This is a genomic window from Leptolyngbya sp. CALU 1928, from assembly GCF_056784215.1.
Genome location: NZ_JBXBCE010000018.1, coordinates 89109 through 107987 on the forward strand (window position 1 = coordinate 89109; position 18879 = coordinate 107987).

Genomic DNA, 18879 nt, shown 5'->3' on the forward strand with positions numbered 1-18879 from the left:
TGCCTTTTCCTATTCTGCTGCTTTGCCAGAAAGGATTAGAGACAACTTTTTAGGTTATTAGCATCATCTGAATCATTTCTTTTGCTTCTGCAAGCACTTAGTTAACAATTAGACAACAAGATACTTAAAAGTGCAGCTAGTCTGACTCGTCTAGGTCATCTAATCGGTGACGTTCAATAATCCGTTGCTGTTCAGACTCCTCCAGCCAATGCTCTATCGCCTCATTTACTAAGGCATTGACAGAGGAATCTTTGAAAGCAGCAATAATTTTCAGAAGTTTGTCAGTCTCTTCTGAGATATACGCTCTAATTTGCGGTTTTTGGGGCTTAGGCATCCTGAAAGTAGGCTAACTCCCTTTATTGTCAGGCATGACATAACGCACATAAGCATGTTGCCTTTGAAAGGCAAATGCCTTACATTTGTAGTGCAATCTATAAGGCAATGTTCTTATGATAGTTTTGACTGATTCACAAGTATTAGTTTTATCGGATGTTTTGAACAAGGTGCTGATTAATGAGCCGTATAGGGTGTCTCAAATTGAAGAGTGCCTGTTTTGGTTACAGCAACCAGGAGAGCAAGCCGTAAGCTGCCCCCTTGAGCGCTGGACTATGAATCAACTAGCAAATGAGATCCTCTCGGCAATGAGAAGGGATGAAAGCCGATGACCGTTAAAGCTCCCTCTATGATTTCAAGCTAGTCAGCGTTACTGCATTCAACAGGTAATTTAGATGCCAGAAGACTTTTTATCGCTAGAAAATACTGACAGTGACAACCTAACCACTCTAAGCGATCAGCCAGACTCAGGCAGGGAAGGGATCAAACACCTTCTGATCGGCTCTCCAATAGTCGTTAAAAGAACCATCCAGGCTTTACATAGTGTGGGCTATGCTGAATTCAGAGAGTGGTCTAAGCTTCAAAACGCAGGTTCACTAGGTCAATCGAGTGAAGTAATCAGTATCTTGCTCCGATACGTACTACCAGAGTGACTAAGAAGAGCGAGCACCCTCAGTGAAACATCGTCGTTAGAAGTGTTAAAAAAAGGACTCCAAACATTAAGTAGGGAGTCCTTATTTACATTAATTCAATACGGTGGATATAACTTCTAAATCTAGTGGAGAAGTTTCAAGACACTGTTCTAAGTAAATTCGCTCTAGTTCTACTTCCTTCACTTCATTAGAAAGACGAGCTTCAGCTAAAGGAAAGTTAGAAAAAACTTGTATCACAACTGGAAACCTTAAAGCTCTTGCTCTCCCAATCGCCTGTATTAATTGCTCTTCTATAAAGTGGAATTGAATAAGTTGTAGCTCTGGTCTAGTAAAGGTAGGAAATCTAAATTCAATACCCTTATGCTTTACTTTCAAGTATTCCAACTTGAAATCTTGAGGATATACTTTAATGCCAAGCGCTTTCGCATATAGCAGGTAATGGGCAGATCTAAGGTGGGGAGTTCCTACAACAGCTATATTTTTTCCTTTCAACTCATCGAAACCTGAACACTTTCCCAAATGAATATCTGACACAGAATTACTGAATAGGTTTTTATAGCTATTAAAAGTGATAGTTAAAATATCTTTTACTTTCTCTTGAACCTTTTTATAAACACTTTCGCTCTTCAAACTTGTACGACTGTAAGAGTAATCAGTATTTTGAACAATAATACCCTTCAACGCAACATTACTTATGTCCACAAACCTAACTCTGTCACCATACAGCCTTTTGTAAATCCACTCATTTGCTGTGGCTGATATGATTACAATCTTCTTGTGAGCCAAAACGTCAGAATCAAGAGAGTTATGCTTTAAGAAATTTAGTTTTGATTCATCTTTAGTGTCTTTTACATAATGCTCACTGGACAAGAATTTAAGGACACTGGAATCGAACTGTTTACTATCAGTAACAATTTTCTCAATATCATTGAATCTTACTTCTTTCGTAGACTCAACACAGTCTTCCATATTCTCAGTAAGAATTCTCACATATTTTTCTAGCTTTTGCTTGTCTTTCTCATCAGGGGTAGCCCTAGCCAATCGATTAAGGTCGTCTAGAGTAATATTATTCACTTCTAAAATATTGTTCAGAGGGTCTTCATCAAATATCACAGTATTATGATTCTCGAAACCTATAAATAAAGCCTTACTATGAGTAGTTAAAACGGTTTTTCTACTTTTATAAGCTTTTAGAGTTGCATCCAAATATTTAGCTAGAGCAGCATTTTTAATGCCTTCATTTCTAACTAAATCATGTGCGGTTTTATAGGAGCCGATAGAAAATAGATGTTTCAATCTCTTTGCTAACTCAGCATTAATAGAATCAAATGGTAACTCTGGTGTTACTAAATGCTCTGCCCTAAATCGTTCAGAGATTTCAGACTTTAAAGCATGGTTGGGAAGGGCAAGAGTTACACCTTCTAAATTAAGTAAACTTTCAGTGCCTCCAAGAGCAGTAGCTTTTTTGATTATCCAAATGCTATTGCTGCTATCCGCTAAAGCCTCTTGTATCGCATTACTGAGTTTTTCTTCAGCTTCTCCAAGACTGATAGTTTCATATGGTTCTAGTCTTACTATCTTTCCTTTTTTAGCTGCCTCAAGAAGATTGATATAAGCCCAGTCTTCTTCATAGTCGCTGAAGTTTTCTAATCGCATAGGTCTGTAATTATAGTGTCTAGCAATATTTGTGAGATAGTATTTCTCTTGTGTGTAGTTAGAATTCAAAGCTAAACACTCTTTAAACAATTTTTTACCTCCATGAATGTGAATCAGATTAGTGGCTAGCCCAAACAAGGTCATGTGATATAACCATTCACCGTTCATGAAGTCATCTAAAATCTTTACTTCACTTCTAAGGTAATCAAAATCTACTTTGACTAGTTCTGAATATTCTTTCGATTTTGTGTGAAAGCTGGAGTCTCCTCTATATATATTAAAGGAGCTTCCACTTTTCACACAGTTTTCAAACTTTTTATCTACCCTACTTAATTTTTGACTCACATGTTCAGATTTAACATGTGCCACAGAAAAAACTCTACAGGCTAACAATAGTTTCGATACATCAAGGTAGTACTCATAACTTTTATAAATTAGCTCTTTTCCTCCAAAGAAGATTCTAGAAGCATCTTTGCAAGCCGTGTCAGCTTCAGGGAATAGAATCATTAAAGCTAGTTGTATTTCTTCTCTGTAGTCATAATCAATGACTACATGATTTAGCTGGTAGACAACTCTAAACTTTGGCTTTGTTAGACTGCTAGAGAAAGTTGAATAAGCAAAAGTACAATCTAACCCGTACTCTTTCAGTCTCTCAAGAACTTGTTCAATAGTGATTCCCTTATCAAAGTCTAAAGCGAAAATAGATTGATATTGCCAGTTTGCATTATTCCTTTTATCTTTTAAGTAGGCAGGAATCCAGGTTTTACTATTGGGGTATGTTATTTGTCTACTAAATTCAACAATATCTATCTCTGTTGGATGACTGACAATCCTATTATTAATGCTTCTAACTTCTATTCCACTTGGTTTATTTTGATATTTAATGGAGTCTAGTAAAATTTGGTGTTTCATCATAGTATTTTTAATTTATTAATAATCAATCAGTGGTCAGGTTTTAGCCTGACCTATATTTCTATTAGTTCACATAGCTGAAAAACTATGCAGTTACTCTAGCTTTACAATAATCAGAGTAAAAATTTCTTGCATATTCATTAATGCACCGTCTCATAAACTCGCCAGTGCTTAAATCGTGAGCTTGGCAGAGCTTAAAGATAGTTTCATATTCAGCTTTGCTTAATCTAAAGTTAAATTGTTTATCTTTCTTTTCGTATTGTTGGACTAATTCAAGTTTCATATAAAGTTGGTTTGTATTTCATAAAAATATAGATGTATAACTTTTTCTTATACATCTATAATATCATTTCTAACAAAATGATAAAGTGGGCAAAACTTGAAGAAATCTTTAACATAAAAAGAAGGTTTTTAGAAAAAAAGATTACTTAAATAATCCTCAAGCAACTGGAGTACTAAATATATTTTTATAAAAAAGCTGATTCTATTCAAAAAGCAAAACCCACATAGTTTTTATGTGGGTTTGAGGTTTCTTGTTAGAAGGCTGGGAACTTAGAAATCTGGCATAACATCTCTCAATTCACCAGTGAATCTTGCGTAATGGCGAGAAACCATATCCAATGATTTATGACCTGCAACTTTCGCAGCAGCTAATAAACCGTGGTTCTGGGCAATATGGCTCAAAGCTGTATGCCTTGTTTGGTAGGGTTTACGATATTCCAAGTCCAAACCTTCCAAAACCGTTTTCCATACTTCTCGAAAAGATCGTGTATCTAAAACTCCTTTCCCTCTTGCTCCAATAAATACGAGGGAGTCTTTTCTAACGTCTTGTGGTTTAAGAGTAATTAGTAAATCCTTAAGAGCAGAATTCATGGGCAGATAACGAGTACAGCCAGTTTTTGTGTCTTTTCTAACTTTTCTTGTTGTGTAAGGTGAGGATTCTAAATCCCGTCCCATTGCTTCTGACACTTCAATTAAATTTCTCTCAAAGTCGATGTGCTTCCATTGAAGTGCAATAGCTTCTCCTGGTCTTACGGCTGTGTACAAAAGAAACTTAAGGTAAGGAGCATAGTAGGAATGTTTACAAGGTGACTGACTTGAGCAGAATTGATTGCTTTCAAAAGCTTGGACGATCAAATAAATTTCTGCTTTTGTCAAGGGATTTGCACAAGATTTACTCTCTCTCCTTGCTTTTAGATTATTCCAAAGATTTTTGCCTTCTATTAATTCTTCAGCTAATGCCCATCCTATACAGGACTTGATAAACCTTCTGCGTGTGTTCCAGGTAGAAGCACTAAGGTCAGACTGAGTAAACCATATAGTGTCATTCCAGTCTGGGTTAACTTTCATAATCATGACTCTACAGCAATGATAATGATCGTTTAAAACTCTGAGCGGTAGATTGAGTGATTCTACCCATTGATCCCAAAGCGACAGGAGTTTTGGGTTAGACTTACTAGCTTGTTTTGATATAGCAGCCTCAACTCTTGCAGTTTGAATACGGTTCTTAACCTTATAGGACTGTAAAGTTAAATCGAAGTCTCCTTGCTCCCAATCGAACTGCATCCTTCTCAGAAGATTTTTAGCTGCTAACTCGTTTGATGTTCCAGGGTAGAAGCGATTACGTTTCCCATCTAAAGTAAAGTCAATACGGTAATTTTCTTTGTCAAGACCTAAATTAAATTTCATAATTCACCTAGAACGTTAGAACTAGGCAAAACCTGGAAGCTTTGTTAGGTATGGATTCCGACCTTTTCTACCAAACTTCTACCAATTCGACTTTGTTGATGCTAGTAGGTGCGGTTTTTCGGTTCAAAATTAATTCTGCCTGGTTGGTGCTAGCAGGCGGGGTCGTTGGCTTTTTGGCAAAGCTGCTGTTGTCTGCTTAATCAGGTTTCGGGTTCCAGGAGTCGGGTTTCAGGCTTTCGATCTGCGCTGACAAAACTGCTGTCTACAGGTTTTCATCCGATCCACATTTGCTGAAAAAATTGCTTCACATCTGATTTACCTGATATACTCAATAGGCGAATCTGGGCGGGTGGCGGAATTGGTAGACGCACCGCACTCAAAATGCGGCGAAGAAATTCGTGCGAGTTCGAGTCTCGCTCTGCCCATAGTTTTAATTCAGCAGGCACTAGAACTTACAGTGTCTGCTTTTTTAATGCGATTAACACTAGACCTCTTTCAAATTAACCTGATTAAGAGAGTGTTTACAAACACTCTCTAATGACTCGATACCAGCGATCGCTGCTTCCTAGCCAAATGCCTTGATGGGCGCACTGCCACGATGAAATCGCTGTTTAGCTGAGCGCAGGCTTTGGCTTCCAGCTCAAAGCGATCGCACATCTCTGGACTTTTCAAGGTTTGCGCCAAAAACTTAATCGCAACAATGCTTCCCAGCCGTGTATCTAGGGCGCGATACACCTGACCCATGGCACCTTGACCAATTTTTGCAATCAGCAAATAGCGGTTAACAACTAAACTTTCAATGCGATCCTCATCTATGAAAAAGCAGAGAGCAATGTCTGTCTTGTTGTAGCTTGAATCGGCGCTAAACTGCCAACTGCCAACCTCTAAACTTGATTGGGGGCGTAATTGGGAAACACTTGATTCAACTTGGAGTCGCTCAGCCCAACATGGCGCGCTAGCACATTGCTGACCACATCACGAAAATCCGTGGTCACAGGCACATCACGCCCCTGGTAAAGCTGATTTGCTGCCAACCCGTGCCAATTACCATCTATGCCACCGCGAACCCTGCCACCCATCGCCCACAGGACATTGCCGTGTCCGTGGTCGGTGCCGCCATTGCCGTTTTCTTTGACTGTGCGCCCAAATTCAGACATGACGAGAATAGTGGTGTCGTTGAAACTAGCGCCTAACCCCTGTTGCAGGGCAACTAAAACCCGTCCCAACTGCTGCAAGTTGCGGGCAAACTGTCCCTGGCTAGCGCCTTGATTGATGTGAGTATCCCACCCCCCGATCGCCAGAAATGCTAGCTGCACCTGGCTATCCCGCACCATAATTTTGGCAAGTCGCTGAGCATCCCGCCCAAATCCATTGGCAGACTGAGCGCCATTGTTTGCCGCTTTCATCTCTGTCGTTAAATCAGGTGCCAGGTCACCCATCAACGCCTGCCGTGCTTCTCGCGATTCTTGATAAGTTTGCCCCAGTTTATCGTTGCGGTCATAGAGGCGATCGAACGCCACAGCCACTTGAGGGCGATCGATTGGGAGGGGATTATCAGCCGCACGTCCCAATGCGAGGGTTGCCACGGACAGTTTGCCCGCTAAGATCCGAGGCGTAGTGTTGCCGACATTGACTGCCTGGATCGGATTCCGCCCCGTATTCAGGCTTGCCAACAGGCGATTCATCCAGCCATCTTGAGTCGATTTTGTGCCTGGAGTGCCGCTTTCCATATAGTCCTGCGCGTCAAAGTGCGATCGCAATTCAGTCGGCGATCGCCACGGTGCAACCCTCAGCCGAAGCAAAAAAAATTCAGATTCAGTTTTTATTTGAACCTAATATTGGATTGATTTCTGGCGATTGCGATCGCTTACAACAAGTCGTCTGGAATTTATTATCCAATGCGATTAAATTTACGCCCGAAAATGGGCGGATCAACATTTTTATAGAACGATATCCTGCCCACATCAAGCTGATCATAGTGGATACCGGAAAAGGCATCGATCCAGAGTTTGAGCCCTTTGTGTTTGATCGCTTTCGTCAAGCCGATAGCTCCAGTACACGCACCCATAGCGGATTGGGGTTAGGATTAGCGATCGTTCGTCACTTGGTAGAACTTCATGGGGGCACCGTGAGCGTCAGCAGCAAGGGAAACGATCAAGGCTCAACGTTTACCGTCACCTTGCCTTTGACAAAACTGAATAGGATTCAGCCCGACATCGAAGTACAGCAATGCGTATAAACCTAGGACTTTCTGGCTCTAAGTTGCTGTTCAATCATGGGCTGCAACCGTTGGAATTCTTCTTCCAATCGCCGTTTGCTTTCCTGGGACAACCCCACCGCAACCTGGGATTGAGCGGCGATCGCCCATTGCTGTAGATCCAATCTGCGTTCGGGCATGATTTTAATGGAAAGGCTATAGGAACACCAGTGGGGTTCTTCCCGATCAAACAACATCAACTGATAGCGCTCTTGTTGGCACAACAAGTGAACCAATTTTAGATCCTCCGCCTTTTTCAAATCGAAATAGTAAGGAATCCAAAGGAATTTGAAGCCGGGTGTATAAACAACGGTTTGCCAAAGCAGCAAGGGATAGGAATAGGGGATGTGCAAAAAGACTGGCTGGATTACGGTATAAAGCTGGTGGATTTGTAGTCTGCGGATTAGCCCTTTAGGGAGAACTTTGCCTACAATCGCCAACGTTTCCTGCTTAATTGAGAGCGGCTTGACCAAAACCCTTTCTAAGGAAATCTCCTTGGGAAACATGGGGAGCGGCTCCGCATCACGCAGTTTAGCGATCGTGGCTTCGCGATCGACCAAGAGGGGTTGGGTCACAGGCGCGGCTGAATGGATAGATAGGTAAGCTCCATAGGGCTGACCGATAGTCTTTAACGACTGCAAAATTTCCCCCGCCGAGCCGGGACGGTTTTTAGATAATTTTTCTAAACAACTCAGCACCAAAGCTTCTAAGGCATCAGGCAAATTCAAATTAGGGGAAACCGCTGAGAATGTAGCGGGCACTTGATCCCGATGAGCACGAAACCAATCGAGCGAATCATAGGTTCTAGGCCGCAGTGGCAATCGCCCAGTGATCATCTCAAACATGACGGTGCCAAAGCTGTAAATATCCGATCGCGGGTCAAGTTCGGGGTTTCCTTCCCATTGTTCAGGCGAACAGTATTGAGGCGTGCCACCGACGGAACCACCCGTTCCAGTTTCGCCAGTCATTAGTTTCGCAATGCCAAAATCCAAAATTTTTACTCGTTCACCAATCAGCGGATCGGGAACAATCCAAATGTTGCTGGGTTTGATATCGCAGTGAATCACAGGATAGAGGCGATCGCGGCTTCCGAGCCGAATGCCTTGATGAGCGCACTGCAAGCCCAAACAAATTTGTTGACTCAGGTTGAAAAAACGAGCTAGGGGCAGCGGTTGACGCTGCATGACCTCTTTCAGGTTTTGCCCTTCTAGATATTCCATCACATAAAAGGGAATACCCTGTTCATCTACCCCGTAGTCCGTCACATTCACAATGAAAGTGCTGTTTAGCTGGGCGCAGGCTTTGGCCTCTAGTTCAAAGCGATCGCACATCTCTGGACTTTTCAGGGTTTGCGCCAAAAGCTTAATCGCAACAATGCTGTCTAGCCGTCTATCTAGGGCGCGATACACCTGCCCCATGGCACCTTGACCAATTTTTTCAAGCAGCAGATAGCGGTCAACCAGCAAACTTTCAATGCGATCGTCATCCATGGAAAAACAGAGCATAATATCTGTCTTGTTGTAACTCTGATCGCCTTTAAAGCGCCATCTCAACGATGCTGAGCGATCGCTTGAATGTGCGGGGCGGTTTAGTTCATCCGTTTTGAAGGGAGATTGGTTTGCTAGAAACCGCCTTGCCCTCGTCCAGGTTTTCCGGGCTGACGCATCAACTCAGTTAGTTTTTGCCGTTGCTCTACAGTCAACACATTGCGGATTGCCAGCATACTTTCCATCCGAGTATCTGCTAGCGTTTGCTGTAAGGTTTGGACTTGGCTAAATTTCTGCCGAATCTGCTCAGATGATGCATTTCCTGAAGCCATCATGTCTTTTAAGGACTGCTGCGCTTGCTTTGCAGACTGTCGCTGCTGAGTTAGACGGGCTTGATATTGACGGCGAATCTGCTGAATTTTTTGAATCTGCTCTTTGCTGAGGTTTAATTCTTGAAGCCAGTTTTCTTTTCTCGCCGAACGCGGGAATTGCCGGGGAGATTGATTATCCGCTTGAGCCAGGATAATACGAGCGGGTGTTGAAAGGGGCTGGGCGATCGCCATCGGGATCGTTTCGCGAATCGCGCTTCCCAAGGTGAGCAGCAGCACAACAGTGACAGGAACAGAAGAATGAGACATAGGACAATACGATGCAAAAACTAATTTAAAGTTGAATCCTCAGTTACAGGAAACAGATCGCTTTCTGTAACCGCTTGTTCCGTGCTTGCATCTTGCCAAGTGCTTTCAATGAACGTTTGTAGTTCAGCGACTTCAGCAGGGCTGGGCTGGGAGACTGGGGCAAAAGTGCGATGATTGACGACCATGGCGACTAACCCGGCTGCGATCGCGGCGGGAACTGCCCACAAAATCCGTCGTTGAACAGGTGCCTTAGAAACGAGAGTCAATCGTGCTTGAGGGGTAGACGCGATCGCGGACATCAATTGCTCTTCTAGATCAGGATTCGCTGAAGGCACAACGGGTTGATACCGCTTGAGAAACTCTGTTAGCGGTCGGTCATCTTCTGAAAATCTACTCATAGCTGAACTCCTTCGTGGTCAAGAAACTGGCGCATTGCGGCGCGAGCGTGGAATAGTCGAGATTTCACTGTCCCCACTGGAATCTCTAAAATCTCAGCAATATCTTTTTGAGGCACTTCTTCCAAGTCGTGTAAAACCAAAACAGTCCGGTGAGCAGCGCTCAGGTCGTTTAATCCGCGCTGCACCAAATCTTGGTAATGGAGATGCATCACATCCGGGGATTCTTGCTGCATGGGAGCCTGTTTTGTTAGCTCTTGTAGTTGAGTTCGCCTTCTGGCTGCGGTTTGCCGATAATCTGAGGCGACATTCCAGGCAATTCGATACAGCCAAGTCGAAAATTTGGCAGTTTGACGAAATTTGGGCAGTCCTCTCCACGCCCGCAAAAAAACATCTTGTACTAAATCATCCAACACGCTGACATCGCATAGCTGATACAAAATAGCTCTGACCCGTTTTTCATGGCGACGATATAAAAGCCGGAAGCTTTGGGTATCACCTTGAAGGCTTTGCTGCACGAGATGACTATCGTCACTTTCGGGCAGGCTTTCGTAAGGTGCAGTTGACACAGCGAACCCCTGCAAAACACTCCTCCGTCAAATTTGGAGTTACGGTCATTAGACCCGTTCACTCGCCAAAAGGTTCAGATGAATCATGGTGCGGCATCTACACCCCACATTACACATTCTTTTGTAAAGAATTTAGCCATTCTTAAAATCCTGTGCAGAATGTACTTGCAACCTGGATAGCTGTAGCAAACTGCAAAGCTAAAACTAGGGCGATCGCAACTTCCTCACACGTTTGGTTTTTGAAACCCATTGAACGCACTTTTTTTGACTTATAAATCTTTCAGACAGCAACGGTTACCCGCGATCGCCGTGGGTATTCTAGCCGCGATCGCCCAATCTATCGCCCAATCTGAAGTTGCCTTGGCTCAACCGCAAATTGCGCCCCCGCCCCCGCCTTCTAGTTTGGTACAACCGCCCCCGCCGCCCAACCTCGTGCAGCCTGAACCGTCTACGGCAATGCCGCCGAATCAACCCTCATCGTTAAATGAGCCAGTGTGGGTGATGCCGACAACGGTTGTGCCTGTTACTGCCCCGGTTCCCGTGCAAACCGCACCCCAGATATTGCCGATCACCCCGGCGCTATCTACCTCTCCCCAGCCAGTTGTGGTGCCCAAGCTAGAGCCGCCGCCGCCACCCGGTCAGAGTCCAGTCTCGCCGGGGCGATCGGGGAGTTCCAACGATCTCGCGTTATTTGTAACTGATGTGCAAATTGCGGGAGTTGCCCCGGATTTACAGGAATTTGGGTTGCTGGCAATTCAAACGAAACCAGGAGGGCAGGCAACTTCCAGTCAGCTTCAGAATGATGTGGCGCTGTTGCTGAATACAGGCTTTTTTACATCGGCAACGGTTTCCACTAGCCCCAATCCTCAAGGCGTGAGCGTTACTTTTTTTGCCACTCCAACGATTGTAAGGGCGATCGCCTTGCCCAGCGCCCAAGCGCTCACCTTCACCGCCACAAACGAGATCTTTAGAAACCAGTTTGGCAATCCTATTAGCCCAGCAGCACTCAATCAGGCAACGCAAGACATCAACGCTTGGTATGCCAAAAATGGATATACTCTGGCGCGGGTGATTTCTCTAAGCCCCGATCGCAATGGCATTATCACAATTGAGGTTGCAGAAGGCGTAGTCGGCGAAACCAAAGTACGCTTTCTCAATCGGGATGGGAAGTCGGTAGATGAGAAGGGGCAGCCGATTCGGTATCGCACTCAAGATGCCTTTATTCAGCGGCAGATTAAGGTGCAGCCGGGGCAACCGTTTCGGGCAACTGTGGCGCAGGAAGACTTGCAGCGGTTGGGTCAACTGGGAATTTTTGAAACGGTTAACGTTGCGTTTGAGGGCGATGCCCGACGAGTGACGGTGATTTATAACGTGACGGAGCGTGCGCCCCGCGATCTGCGGTTTGGCGGTGGCTTTAACGATTCCTTAGGACTCTATGTCACGGTTGGCGTACAGGATATTAACTTTGGTGGATTGGGGCAGCGGCTAGGCGGCACGGTGTTGGTTGGCACTAGAGATGTGCAGTTTGATGGACGCTTCGTTAGCCCTTACCGTGACACGGAACCGAATGTTCCAGGCTACAACGCCAACATCTATCGGCAACAGGGGTTTTCACAAGTGTTTACCGATGAGGTGAATTTGCCCAATGGCGATCGCGTTCGAGAGCGCCGACAAGGGGTTGGGGTTGGGTTAGAGCGACCCATTGGCAATGGTTGGAATGGCAATCTTGGGTTTAACTATAACAACGTCAGCATTCGGGGCGATGGCGGCAAAGTTTTTAGCAACGATGCTTTAGGCAACCCACTGAGTCTTAGCGGCACCGGAATTGATGATCTATTCAGTCTTTCATTTACCGCCATTCAAGACCTGCGCGATTATGCCTTAAACCCTCGTCAAGGCACTGTCACTCGGTTTAACGCTGAGCAGTATATCCCAATTGGACGCGGGCAAGTGTTTGGCACCAAGCTTCAGGCAGAACACGCGGTATATTTTCCGGTGACGTGGATTACGGCAAACCAAAAAGCCGCACCGCCTACTGAACGTCAGCCAGAAGTGGTGGCGCTGAATGTGCAAGGTGGGACGAATGTAGGAGATTTACCGCCTTACAATGCGTTTATCTTAGGCGGACCAAACTCAGTGCGCGGTTGGGATACGGGCGCGATTGCCACTCCTCGCAGCTATATTCAAGCCACGGCTGAGTACCGCTTTCCAATTTACAGATTCATTGGCGGCACCGCTTTTGTAGATTTCGCCTCTGACTTGGGAAGCAATAAAGACGTGCTGGGTCAGCCCGGTGTCGTGCGCGGCACTCCTGGTACAGGAATTGGCTATGGATTAGGAGTGCGGGTCAACTCACCACTTGGCATTATTCGGGCAGATTTTGGCTTCAGTGGGCAAGGGGATACGCGCTTTCAGTTTGGCTTTGGGCAACGGTTTTAGAACAGGCTAAACCGTTAAGCTGAGACGCTTTTCACAGGAAGCTGAATTGTAAACTCAGCGCCCTCGGTAGCTTCGGAAGTGACTTGAATAGTTCCTTGATGATTCGCAATGATTTGTTGGCAAATAGAAAGCCCTAGACCTGTTCCTTTATTAATCGGTTTAGTGGTGAAAAAGGGTTCAAATAACTTAGTTTGCAAAGCGCCTGGAATACCGGGTCCGTTGTCCTTAATTTGAATTTGAATAGAGTCTTTATTCAGTGTGGTTGTGCAAATAATAATTTCTTTTTTAGGTTGATTAGCCTGGTCTAACAAAGCATCGATCGCGTTGTTTATGATATTCATCAATACTTGATTCAGTTGGGCGGGATAGCAGTCTATTAACGGTAAGTTTCCATAATCTTTGACCACATTAATTCCAAGTTTAAGCCGATGACTCAAGATGAGTAAGGTACTATCAATGCCATCGTGAATATTGCTCAATTTCATCTCTTGATGATCTTGGCGTGAAAAATTCCGCAGCGACAGCACAATTTGAATGATCCGCTCTGACCCCATGCGAGTAGACCTGAGCATTTTTTGCAAATCGTCCATCACAAAGTCGTAATCAATATCCTCAAGATGCGCTTGAATTGCGCTATCTGGTTCAGGATATTTTTCTTGATAAAGCTGTAGTAGCTTCATCAGGTCTTGGACATAGGCATCAATATAAGTTAGATTGCCAAAAATAAAGTTGACTGGATTATTAATTTCGTGGGCAATTCCCGCCAGCATTTGCCCTAAGCTCGATAGTTTCTCGGTTTGAATCAGTTGAGCTTGAGTTTGACGAAGTTCTTGCAGGGTTTGTTCAAGTTCCTTAGCATGAGCTTGAGCAACTAATGCTGCGGTATGTGCCTGTCGATTGAGATAGGCCTGAGAGTGATAGCGGATTCGGGCGACTAGCTCAATTTGGTTCGGCAGTTTGACTAAATAATCATTCACGCCGATCGCAAATGCCTCTGCTTTTGTTTGGGGGTCATCATTAGTAGACAGCATAATGATGGGTACATCACACGTAGCCGGATCTTCCCGAAACTGCTTAACCAGCGTCATGCCATTGCTATTCGGTAAGATCAAGTCCTGTAAAATCACTGTTGGCACAACGTTTGTTGCGATTTGGAGCGCCTTTTCTGCACTAGAGCAATAGTGATAGGTGAGGTTTGCTTCCGCTTCTAACATGCAATGAATTGCTTCATTGACAGTCGCTTGATCATCCACTAGCAGAACCGTGATGCGTTGTTCGCTAATCGGAATGACTACTGGAGCAGGCAAATGGGGGGGCATTATATCCTTTAGAACTGGATTCATAACAGCAAAAGCTACCAAGCGTTTGTAGATACTGAGCCTAGTGTTCCCTGCTTTTCAAGGAAGCATCATTTAGTCATTATTGTAGGAGCTATAAGTTTTTTGATGTGCAACTAAGATCAGCCCACCCTGCGGAAGCCAGAGTCTCTCAAAGTCCTTTGTCCGCTCTGGGAGAGGGATTTAGGGTGAGGGAAAAATCAGGAAAGTTGCACATTGCGTCTATGTTTTTAAAGCTTGGACTAAAATTTAGCAGAGGACTCGCTGGTAGCATTAGACATAGGGAAAGCAATGAAGGGATGGCAAGCAAAAGGGGCGATCGCATTGAGTCTATTCTTGCTAGTGGAATCGTGGGCTAGCATGGCTTTGGCACTGCCGCCTGCGGAAGATACACCAGAGGAGGTGCTGCGGACGCAGATTATTTTAGATGCGCGATCGCCGATTGATGGACGACCGATGACACCCGCAGACTATGCCGAATTGCAAAACAAACTCAACGCTCCCATTGAGCAGCCTGTCGAGCTTTCCGGCAAATTGGTGAACACTGTGAGGCTCTTAAAGCTACGGAAGTTTGTTAAAAAATACCTACCTTTTATTCCAGTAAAATAAAGACTATAGAGTCTCCCATTTGCTACTCGCTATTCGCTATTTGCCCTTCACCACTCAGCGCTTAGGCACTGTCCACCATGCGATCGCGTAGGGCTGCACGGGTTCATTCGCCTGCTGCTTAAACTGCACTCGAATTTTGTAGCGTCCTGTGGCTGGGATTTTATTAAAGATATGCTCAGTGCTGTCTACGTCGCTGATTGAGGAGCGAATGGCTTTCCGAGTATCGGTGTCTTCTGCTCTCAGGAGATATAAATCCAGGTTGTTTAAGCCGCGATCGCGAAATTCTTCGCCTAGAGTATAGTTTCCATTTTGGTCTTTGTCCACGAGTTCTACCAACCGATTCCAGGTGAGCGTCACTGCCACAAAGCTACCTTTTTGCAGTCGCTTTTCGAGGATATAGTCCTGATACAGGGGGGCAGGTGTAGATGCCGTGGGCAGCAATCCCACAGTACGGTAATCCCAACCGATCGCGGGAATCGTTTCCGCCGGATTCCATTGTCCAGCACTGAATTGTTGATAGGCACGAAAGGCGTTGAGTTGCCCGGTGCCCATATGAGCATGAAGCGGAATTTGGGAATCGCGATAGGCATCCGAGTCTAGCCAAGTGCGGTTATTTTTGTCCGCGATCGTCCGGCTCATACCCAACAAAAGCCCGTCTCCTGAGTCCTTGAGTTTGTCAGCGGCATTCAGCAATACGGCTTTCATCACTTCGGATCGCCGAGCATCCAACGTCCAAGAACGTGAGCGATCGCGGAGGCTGCGCCGAATGGCAGTGTCCCCATATTCCTGTAGCAGTGCAATGGTTCCCGTGACGTGAGGGGCTGCAAAACTGGTGCCGCTAGACGTGGTAATGCTGCCATTGGGATTGACTAACGAAACATCATGCCCTGGAGCCACTAACGCGATCGCCCGCCTTGGTCCCACATTGCTTTCTAGCCCTTTGGTTGCGCTACTGGTTGGGTCGCCCAAATTGGCAAAATCCACCCGCGCAAATACCTCCTGTACCCGCGCTGTGAAGGCAACATTGATGCCATTAAAATTATCTGTTGGAATCGAAATGCCGCCCTTTCCCTGATTTCCAGCAATGACATACAGCACATTATGCACCCGTGCCGACCAGTCAATGCACTGAGTTAACAACGCATTTCCATCTAGCTGAGGTTTGGCACGTGGATCGAAGCGTAATGATTCACCAAAACTAAAGTTGATTGCCCGAATATCCCCCCCGTTTTGCAACGCTACAAACTGAGTGGATAAACATTCTTCTGGCTGCCCATAGCGACGCGGAGTGCCAGAGGCAGAGGAATAAAGCCGTGCCCCAGGTGCCACCCCTCTCGCCATTTTTGCCGCGCTAATCATAATACTGGCAACATTTTGGGCATGACTATCCACGTTGACGTTCGTCCGGGCGCGAGCATCCCGATAAAATACTCGCGTTAACGCCATAGATCGATTTTGGGCAACCGCTTTATCAATGCCAAACTGCCCCGGACGACCGATTTCTACCTGTCCGATCGCAATTTTTTTTCCCGTAAGATTGTAGGGCGGCAACTGTAGGCGTAGAGCATCAATCCCAGTTTCGCCAACCGAACTCGATCGGAGTGATTTAGGCAGCGTTTTTGTCTGCCCTAAAACAGTCGAAATTCCGCTCCAACCGATGCTCGCTCCCAGAATTATCGCTCCAATTTGATGAAAACACCGATGAACTGGATTGATTTGTACCACGACTTCACCTCTACCTATTCACACGCCCAATTCATTCATCAAAAATGGCTTTGTTTTAGTATCCGCTTTTTTGAGTCATCCTAACCTTGCTGCCCTTGCCCTCGGCTTATTTAAGCTGCATATTGCGTAAATTAACAGCTAGATGTCAGCAAGATCATGGCACAATCCTTTATAAAGGCTTAATCAATCGCTTGTCAGACATTTTCAAATTGTTAAAATAACTACATTCCAGGACGCAGGAGATAGAGAACACCATGACCCCATCCCAGAAAGCGATCGCGATCGCCCCTTCCATTCTATCGGCAGATTTTAGTCGATTAGGAGATGAAATTCGTGCCGTGGATGCGGCTGGCGCAGATTGGATTCATGTGGATGTAATGGATGGTCGCTTTGTCCCAAACATCACCATTGGTCCCTTAATTGTGGAGGCGATTCGCCCAACCACCCAAAAACCGTTGGATGTGCATTTGATGATTGTGGAACCAGAGCGCTATGTCGCAGATTTTGCCAAAGCCGGAGCCGATCACATCTCAGTCCATGCAGAATCGAGTTCTACGATTCATATCCATCGGGCATTAGGGCAGATTAAGGAATTGGGCAAAAAGGCGGGAGCGGTTCTCAACCCAGGTAGCCCGTTAGAGCTACTAGAGCCGGTATTAGATCTCTGCGACATCATTTTGCTAATGAGCGTCAACCCTGGATTTGGCGGACAGAGCTTTATTCCTTCAACGCTAACCAAAATTCGCAAACTGCGTCAACTGTGCGATGAGCGGGGTCTTGACCCTTGGATTGAAGTGGATGGCGGCTTGAAAGGGAACAATGCTTGGCAAGTGATTGAAGCGGGGGCAAACGCGATCGTGGCAGGGTCGGCGGTGTTCAATGCGCCAGATTATGCAGCGGCGATCGAAAGCATCCGTCATAGCAAGCGCCCTGAACTAGCGGCTGTGTAGTTATTAGAGGGATTTCGTAAAGAAGCAGATAGCCTGTCACAGACTATCTGCTTCTTCATTTGCCAGTCCCGTTGGATTAATCCTTCTAAATCTTTCACTCTTATGGTTCTAACTGTTGGCGATCGCGCTCCTGATTTCAGCCTGCCGGATGCCCAAGGCAATATTATTAGTCTGGCTGATTTGCAAGGTAAGTTGGTTGTGTTGTACTTTTATCCCCGCGACAACACTCCAGGCTGCACCAAGCAAGCCTGCGACTTTCGCGACTCCTATGCCGAATTTCAGAATTGGGATATTGTCGTGTTAGGAGTCAACACCGACGATGCCAAATCCCACGACAAATTCACTACCAAATTCAATCTGCCCTTCCCCTTGTTGATCGATGAAGCGGGAACCGTTGCCACCGCCTATGAGAGCTATGGCTTAAAGAAATTCATGGGCAAAGAATATCTAGGTATCACGCGCAATACCTATGTGATTAACCCAGATGGAACGATCGCAAAGATTTATAAAAAAGTAAAACCTGCAACTCACATCGAACAGGTTCTCGCAGATATTGGCTGAAGCAGTAACCCCCCTTAGAATGGCAGATAACACCGTGATCGCAAGCATCTATTGTTTTCTGTCATCAGTCAATCAAAGCGGGATTGAGTGATTGCCCTCTGCCGAGATCGCAGTGCTATTCCGTCCATTGTTCTCTCACTATTCTGCGGTAGCAGTTACTTTAGCGTATGGGTCAGTTATGGCATTTTGCACAGACAGTATTGGGCATTATTTTCCGCCATCCTGTTACAGGCACCAGCATCATTCCTCTATTGCCCGATGGTCAGATTGTGTTGATAAAACGGCGAGACAACGGGAAATGGGCACTTCCTGGCGGCATGGTTAATTGGGGCGAAGATATTGAAACCACCGTGCAGCGCGAGCTAGAGGAAGAAACCGGACTTAACCTTGCCAAGGTGCGCCGCTTGGTGGGAATTTATTCATCCCCAGAACGGGATGGACGGGTGCATTCAATTTGCGTTGTCGTAGAAGTGGATGCTACAGGAGCAATGCAAGTTCAAGATCCAAACGAAGTTTTAGACATCAAAGCTTTCGCACCGGATGCAGTACCCATTGGCACTCTGTCTCACGACCACGATCGCCAACTGCAAGATTACTTCAACGGTCATACAACCTTGGCATAGTGATTTATTCAACGGGCTTAGGGACTATATTGATACCTCCATGGCA

General features: G+C 45.4%; 19 protein-coding genes and 1 tRNA gene. 8 read left to right on the forward strand and 12 right to left on the reverse strand.

Annotation, left to right across the window (positions count from 1 at the left end):
- Positions 1–136: 136 nt before the first annotated feature.
- The 4 genes from AC1S5B_RS23200 to AC1S5B_RS23215 all read right to left on the reverse strand — a co-directional run bounded on the left by AC1S5B_RS23200 (position 137) and on the right by AC1S5B_RS23215 (position 5243).
- A complete protein-coding gene (locus AC1S5B_RS23200; protein WP_482038035.1) occupies positions 137–334 on the reverse strand; it encodes a hypothetical protein in 198 nt (65 codons plus the stop codon).
- 742 nt (positions 335–1076) lie between these two features.
- Positions 1077–3557 carry a hypothetical protein gene (locus AC1S5B_RS23205; RefSeq protein WP_482038036.1) on the reverse strand — a complete coding sequence of 827 codons (2481 nt, stop codon included), beginning with the start codon at positions 3555–3557 and terminating at the stop codon, positions 1077–1079.
- Between the two features lie 82 nt (positions 3558–3639).
- Positions 3640–3837, reverse strand: a complete 198-nt coding sequence (locus AC1S5B_RS23210) for a plasmid mobilization protein (protein WP_482038037.1) — start codon at positions 3835–3837, stop codon at positions 3640–3642.
- Positions 3838–4106: 269 nt separating this feature from the next.
- A complete protein-coding gene (locus AC1S5B_RS23215) occupies positions 4107–5243 on the reverse strand; it encodes a tyrosine-type recombinase/integrase (protein WP_482038038.1) in 1137 nt (378 codons plus the stop codon).
- Between the two features lie 50 nt (positions 5244–5293).
- Here AC1S5B_RS23215 and AC1S5B_RS23220 point away from each other — a divergent pair, with 50 nt between their 5' ends.
- Complete coding sequence (locus AC1S5B_RS23220) at positions 5294–5443, forward strand: hypothetical protein (RefSeq protein ID WP_482038039.1); 150 nt, start codon at positions 5294–5296, stop codon at positions 5441–5443.
- Between the two features lie 143 nt (positions 5444–5586).
- Positions 5587–5668, forward strand: a tRNA-Leu gene (locus tag AC1S5B_RS23225).
- Positions 5669–5777: 109 nt separating this feature from the next.
- Here the strand turns inward: AC1S5B_RS23225 and AC1S5B_RS23230 are convergent.
- Entirely contained in the window at positions 5778–6017 is a 240-nt protein-coding gene (locus AC1S5B_RS23230; protein WP_482038040.1) for a protein kinase domain-containing protein, read from the reverse strand.
- Between the two features lie 110 nt (positions 6018–6127).
- Positions 6128–7045, reverse strand: coding sequence for a DUF1501 domain-containing protein (locus tag AC1S5B_RS23235; protein ID WP_482038041.1), 918 nt, complete (start codon positions 7043–7045; stop codon positions 6128–6130).
- Between AC1S5B_RS23235 and AC1S5B_RS23240 the strand changes: the two genes are divergently transcribed.
- Positions 7024–7482: a sensor histidine kinase gene (locus AC1S5B_RS23240; RefSeq protein WP_482038042.1), complete on the forward strand. Its 459-nt coding sequence runs from the start codon at positions 7024–7026 to the stop codon at positions 7480–7482. The two genes, AC1S5B_RS23235 and AC1S5B_RS23240, sit on opposite strands and share 22 nt — an antisense overlap.
- A 2-nt stretch (positions 7483–7484) precedes the next feature.
- On the opposite strand, the gene AC1S5B_RS23245 is transcribed toward AC1S5B_RS23240, so the two are convergent.
- From AC1S5B_RS23245 to AC1S5B_RS23260, 4 genes are all read right to left on the reverse strand, one after another.
- Positions 7485–9005: a serine/threonine protein kinase gene (locus AC1S5B_RS23245; RefSeq protein WP_482038043.1), complete on the reverse strand. Its 1521-nt coding sequence runs from the start codon at positions 9003–9005 to the stop codon at positions 7485–7487.
- 116 nt (positions 9006–9121) lie between these two features.
- Entirely contained in the window at positions 9122–9625 is a 504-nt protein-coding gene (locus tag AC1S5B_RS23250) for a Spy/CpxP family protein refolding chaperone (protein WP_482038044.1), read from the reverse strand.
- Positions 9626–9645: 20 nt separating this feature from the next.
- On the reverse strand, positions 9646–10023 hold the full coding sequence (locus AC1S5B_RS23255; protein WP_482038045.1) for a hypothetical protein: 378 nt from the start codon (positions 10021–10023) through the stop codon (positions 9646–9648).
- A complete protein-coding gene (locus AC1S5B_RS23260; protein ID WP_482038046.1) occupies positions 10020–10589 on the reverse strand; it encodes a sigma-70 family RNA polymerase sigma factor in 570 nt (189 codons plus the stop codon). Before AC1S5B_RS23260 ends, AC1S5B_RS23255 begins: the two co-directional genes overlap by 4 nt.
- A 264-nt stretch (positions 10590–10853) precedes the next feature.
- Here AC1S5B_RS23260 and AC1S5B_RS23265 point away from each other — a divergent pair, with 264 nt between their 5' ends.
- Entirely contained in the window at positions 10854–13028 is a 2175-nt protein-coding gene (locus tag AC1S5B_RS23265; protein ID WP_482038047.1) for a BamA/TamA family outer membrane protein, read from the forward strand.
- A gap of 14 nt (positions 13029–13042) precedes the next feature.
- On the opposite strand, the gene AC1S5B_RS23270 is transcribed toward AC1S5B_RS23265, so the two are convergent.
- Positions 13043–14347: a hybrid sensor histidine kinase/response regulator gene (locus AC1S5B_RS23270; RefSeq protein ID WP_482038048.1), complete on the reverse strand. Its 1305-nt coding sequence runs from the start codon at positions 14345–14347 to the stop codon at positions 13043–13045.
- Positions 14348–14656: 309 nt separating this feature from the next.
- On the opposite strand from AC1S5B_RS23270, the gene AC1S5B_RS23275 reads away from it, so the two are divergent.
- Entirely contained in the window at positions 14657–14974 is a 318-nt protein-coding gene (locus AC1S5B_RS23275) for a hypothetical protein (protein ID WP_482038049.1), read from the forward strand.
- A gap of 54 nt (positions 14975–15028) precedes the next feature.
- Here the strand turns inward: AC1S5B_RS23275 and AC1S5B_RS23280 are convergent, their stop codons facing one another.
- Positions 15029–16699 carry a S8 family serine peptidase gene (locus AC1S5B_RS23280; protein WP_482038050.1) on the reverse strand — a complete coding sequence of 557 codons (1671 nt, stop codon included), beginning with the start codon at positions 16697–16699 and terminating at the stop codon, positions 15029–15031.
- A 254-nt stretch (positions 16700–16953) separates the two neighbouring features.
- Here AC1S5B_RS23280 and rpe point away from each other — a divergent pair, with 254 nt between their 5' ends.
- From rpe to AC1S5B_RS23295, 3 genes are all read left to right on the forward strand, one after another.
- Complete coding sequence (gene rpe / locus AC1S5B_RS23285; RefSeq protein WP_482038051.1) at positions 16954–17649, forward strand: ribulose-phosphate 3-epimerase; 696 nt, start codon at positions 16954–16956, stop codon at positions 17647–17649.
- A 102-nt stretch (positions 17650–17751) separates the two neighbouring features.
- Positions 17752–18210 (forward strand): thioredoxin-dependent thiol peroxidase, encoded by a 459-nt coding sequence (gene bcp, locus AC1S5B_RS23290; RefSeq protein ID WP_482038052.1) that lies wholly within the window; start codon positions 17752–17754, stop codon positions 18208–18210.
- A gap of 167 nt (positions 18211–18377) precedes the next feature.
- Entirely contained in the window at positions 18378–18833 is a 456-nt protein-coding gene (locus AC1S5B_RS23295) for an NUDIX hydrolase (protein WP_482038053.1), read from the forward strand.
- Positions 18834–18879: the final 46 nt, after the last annotated feature.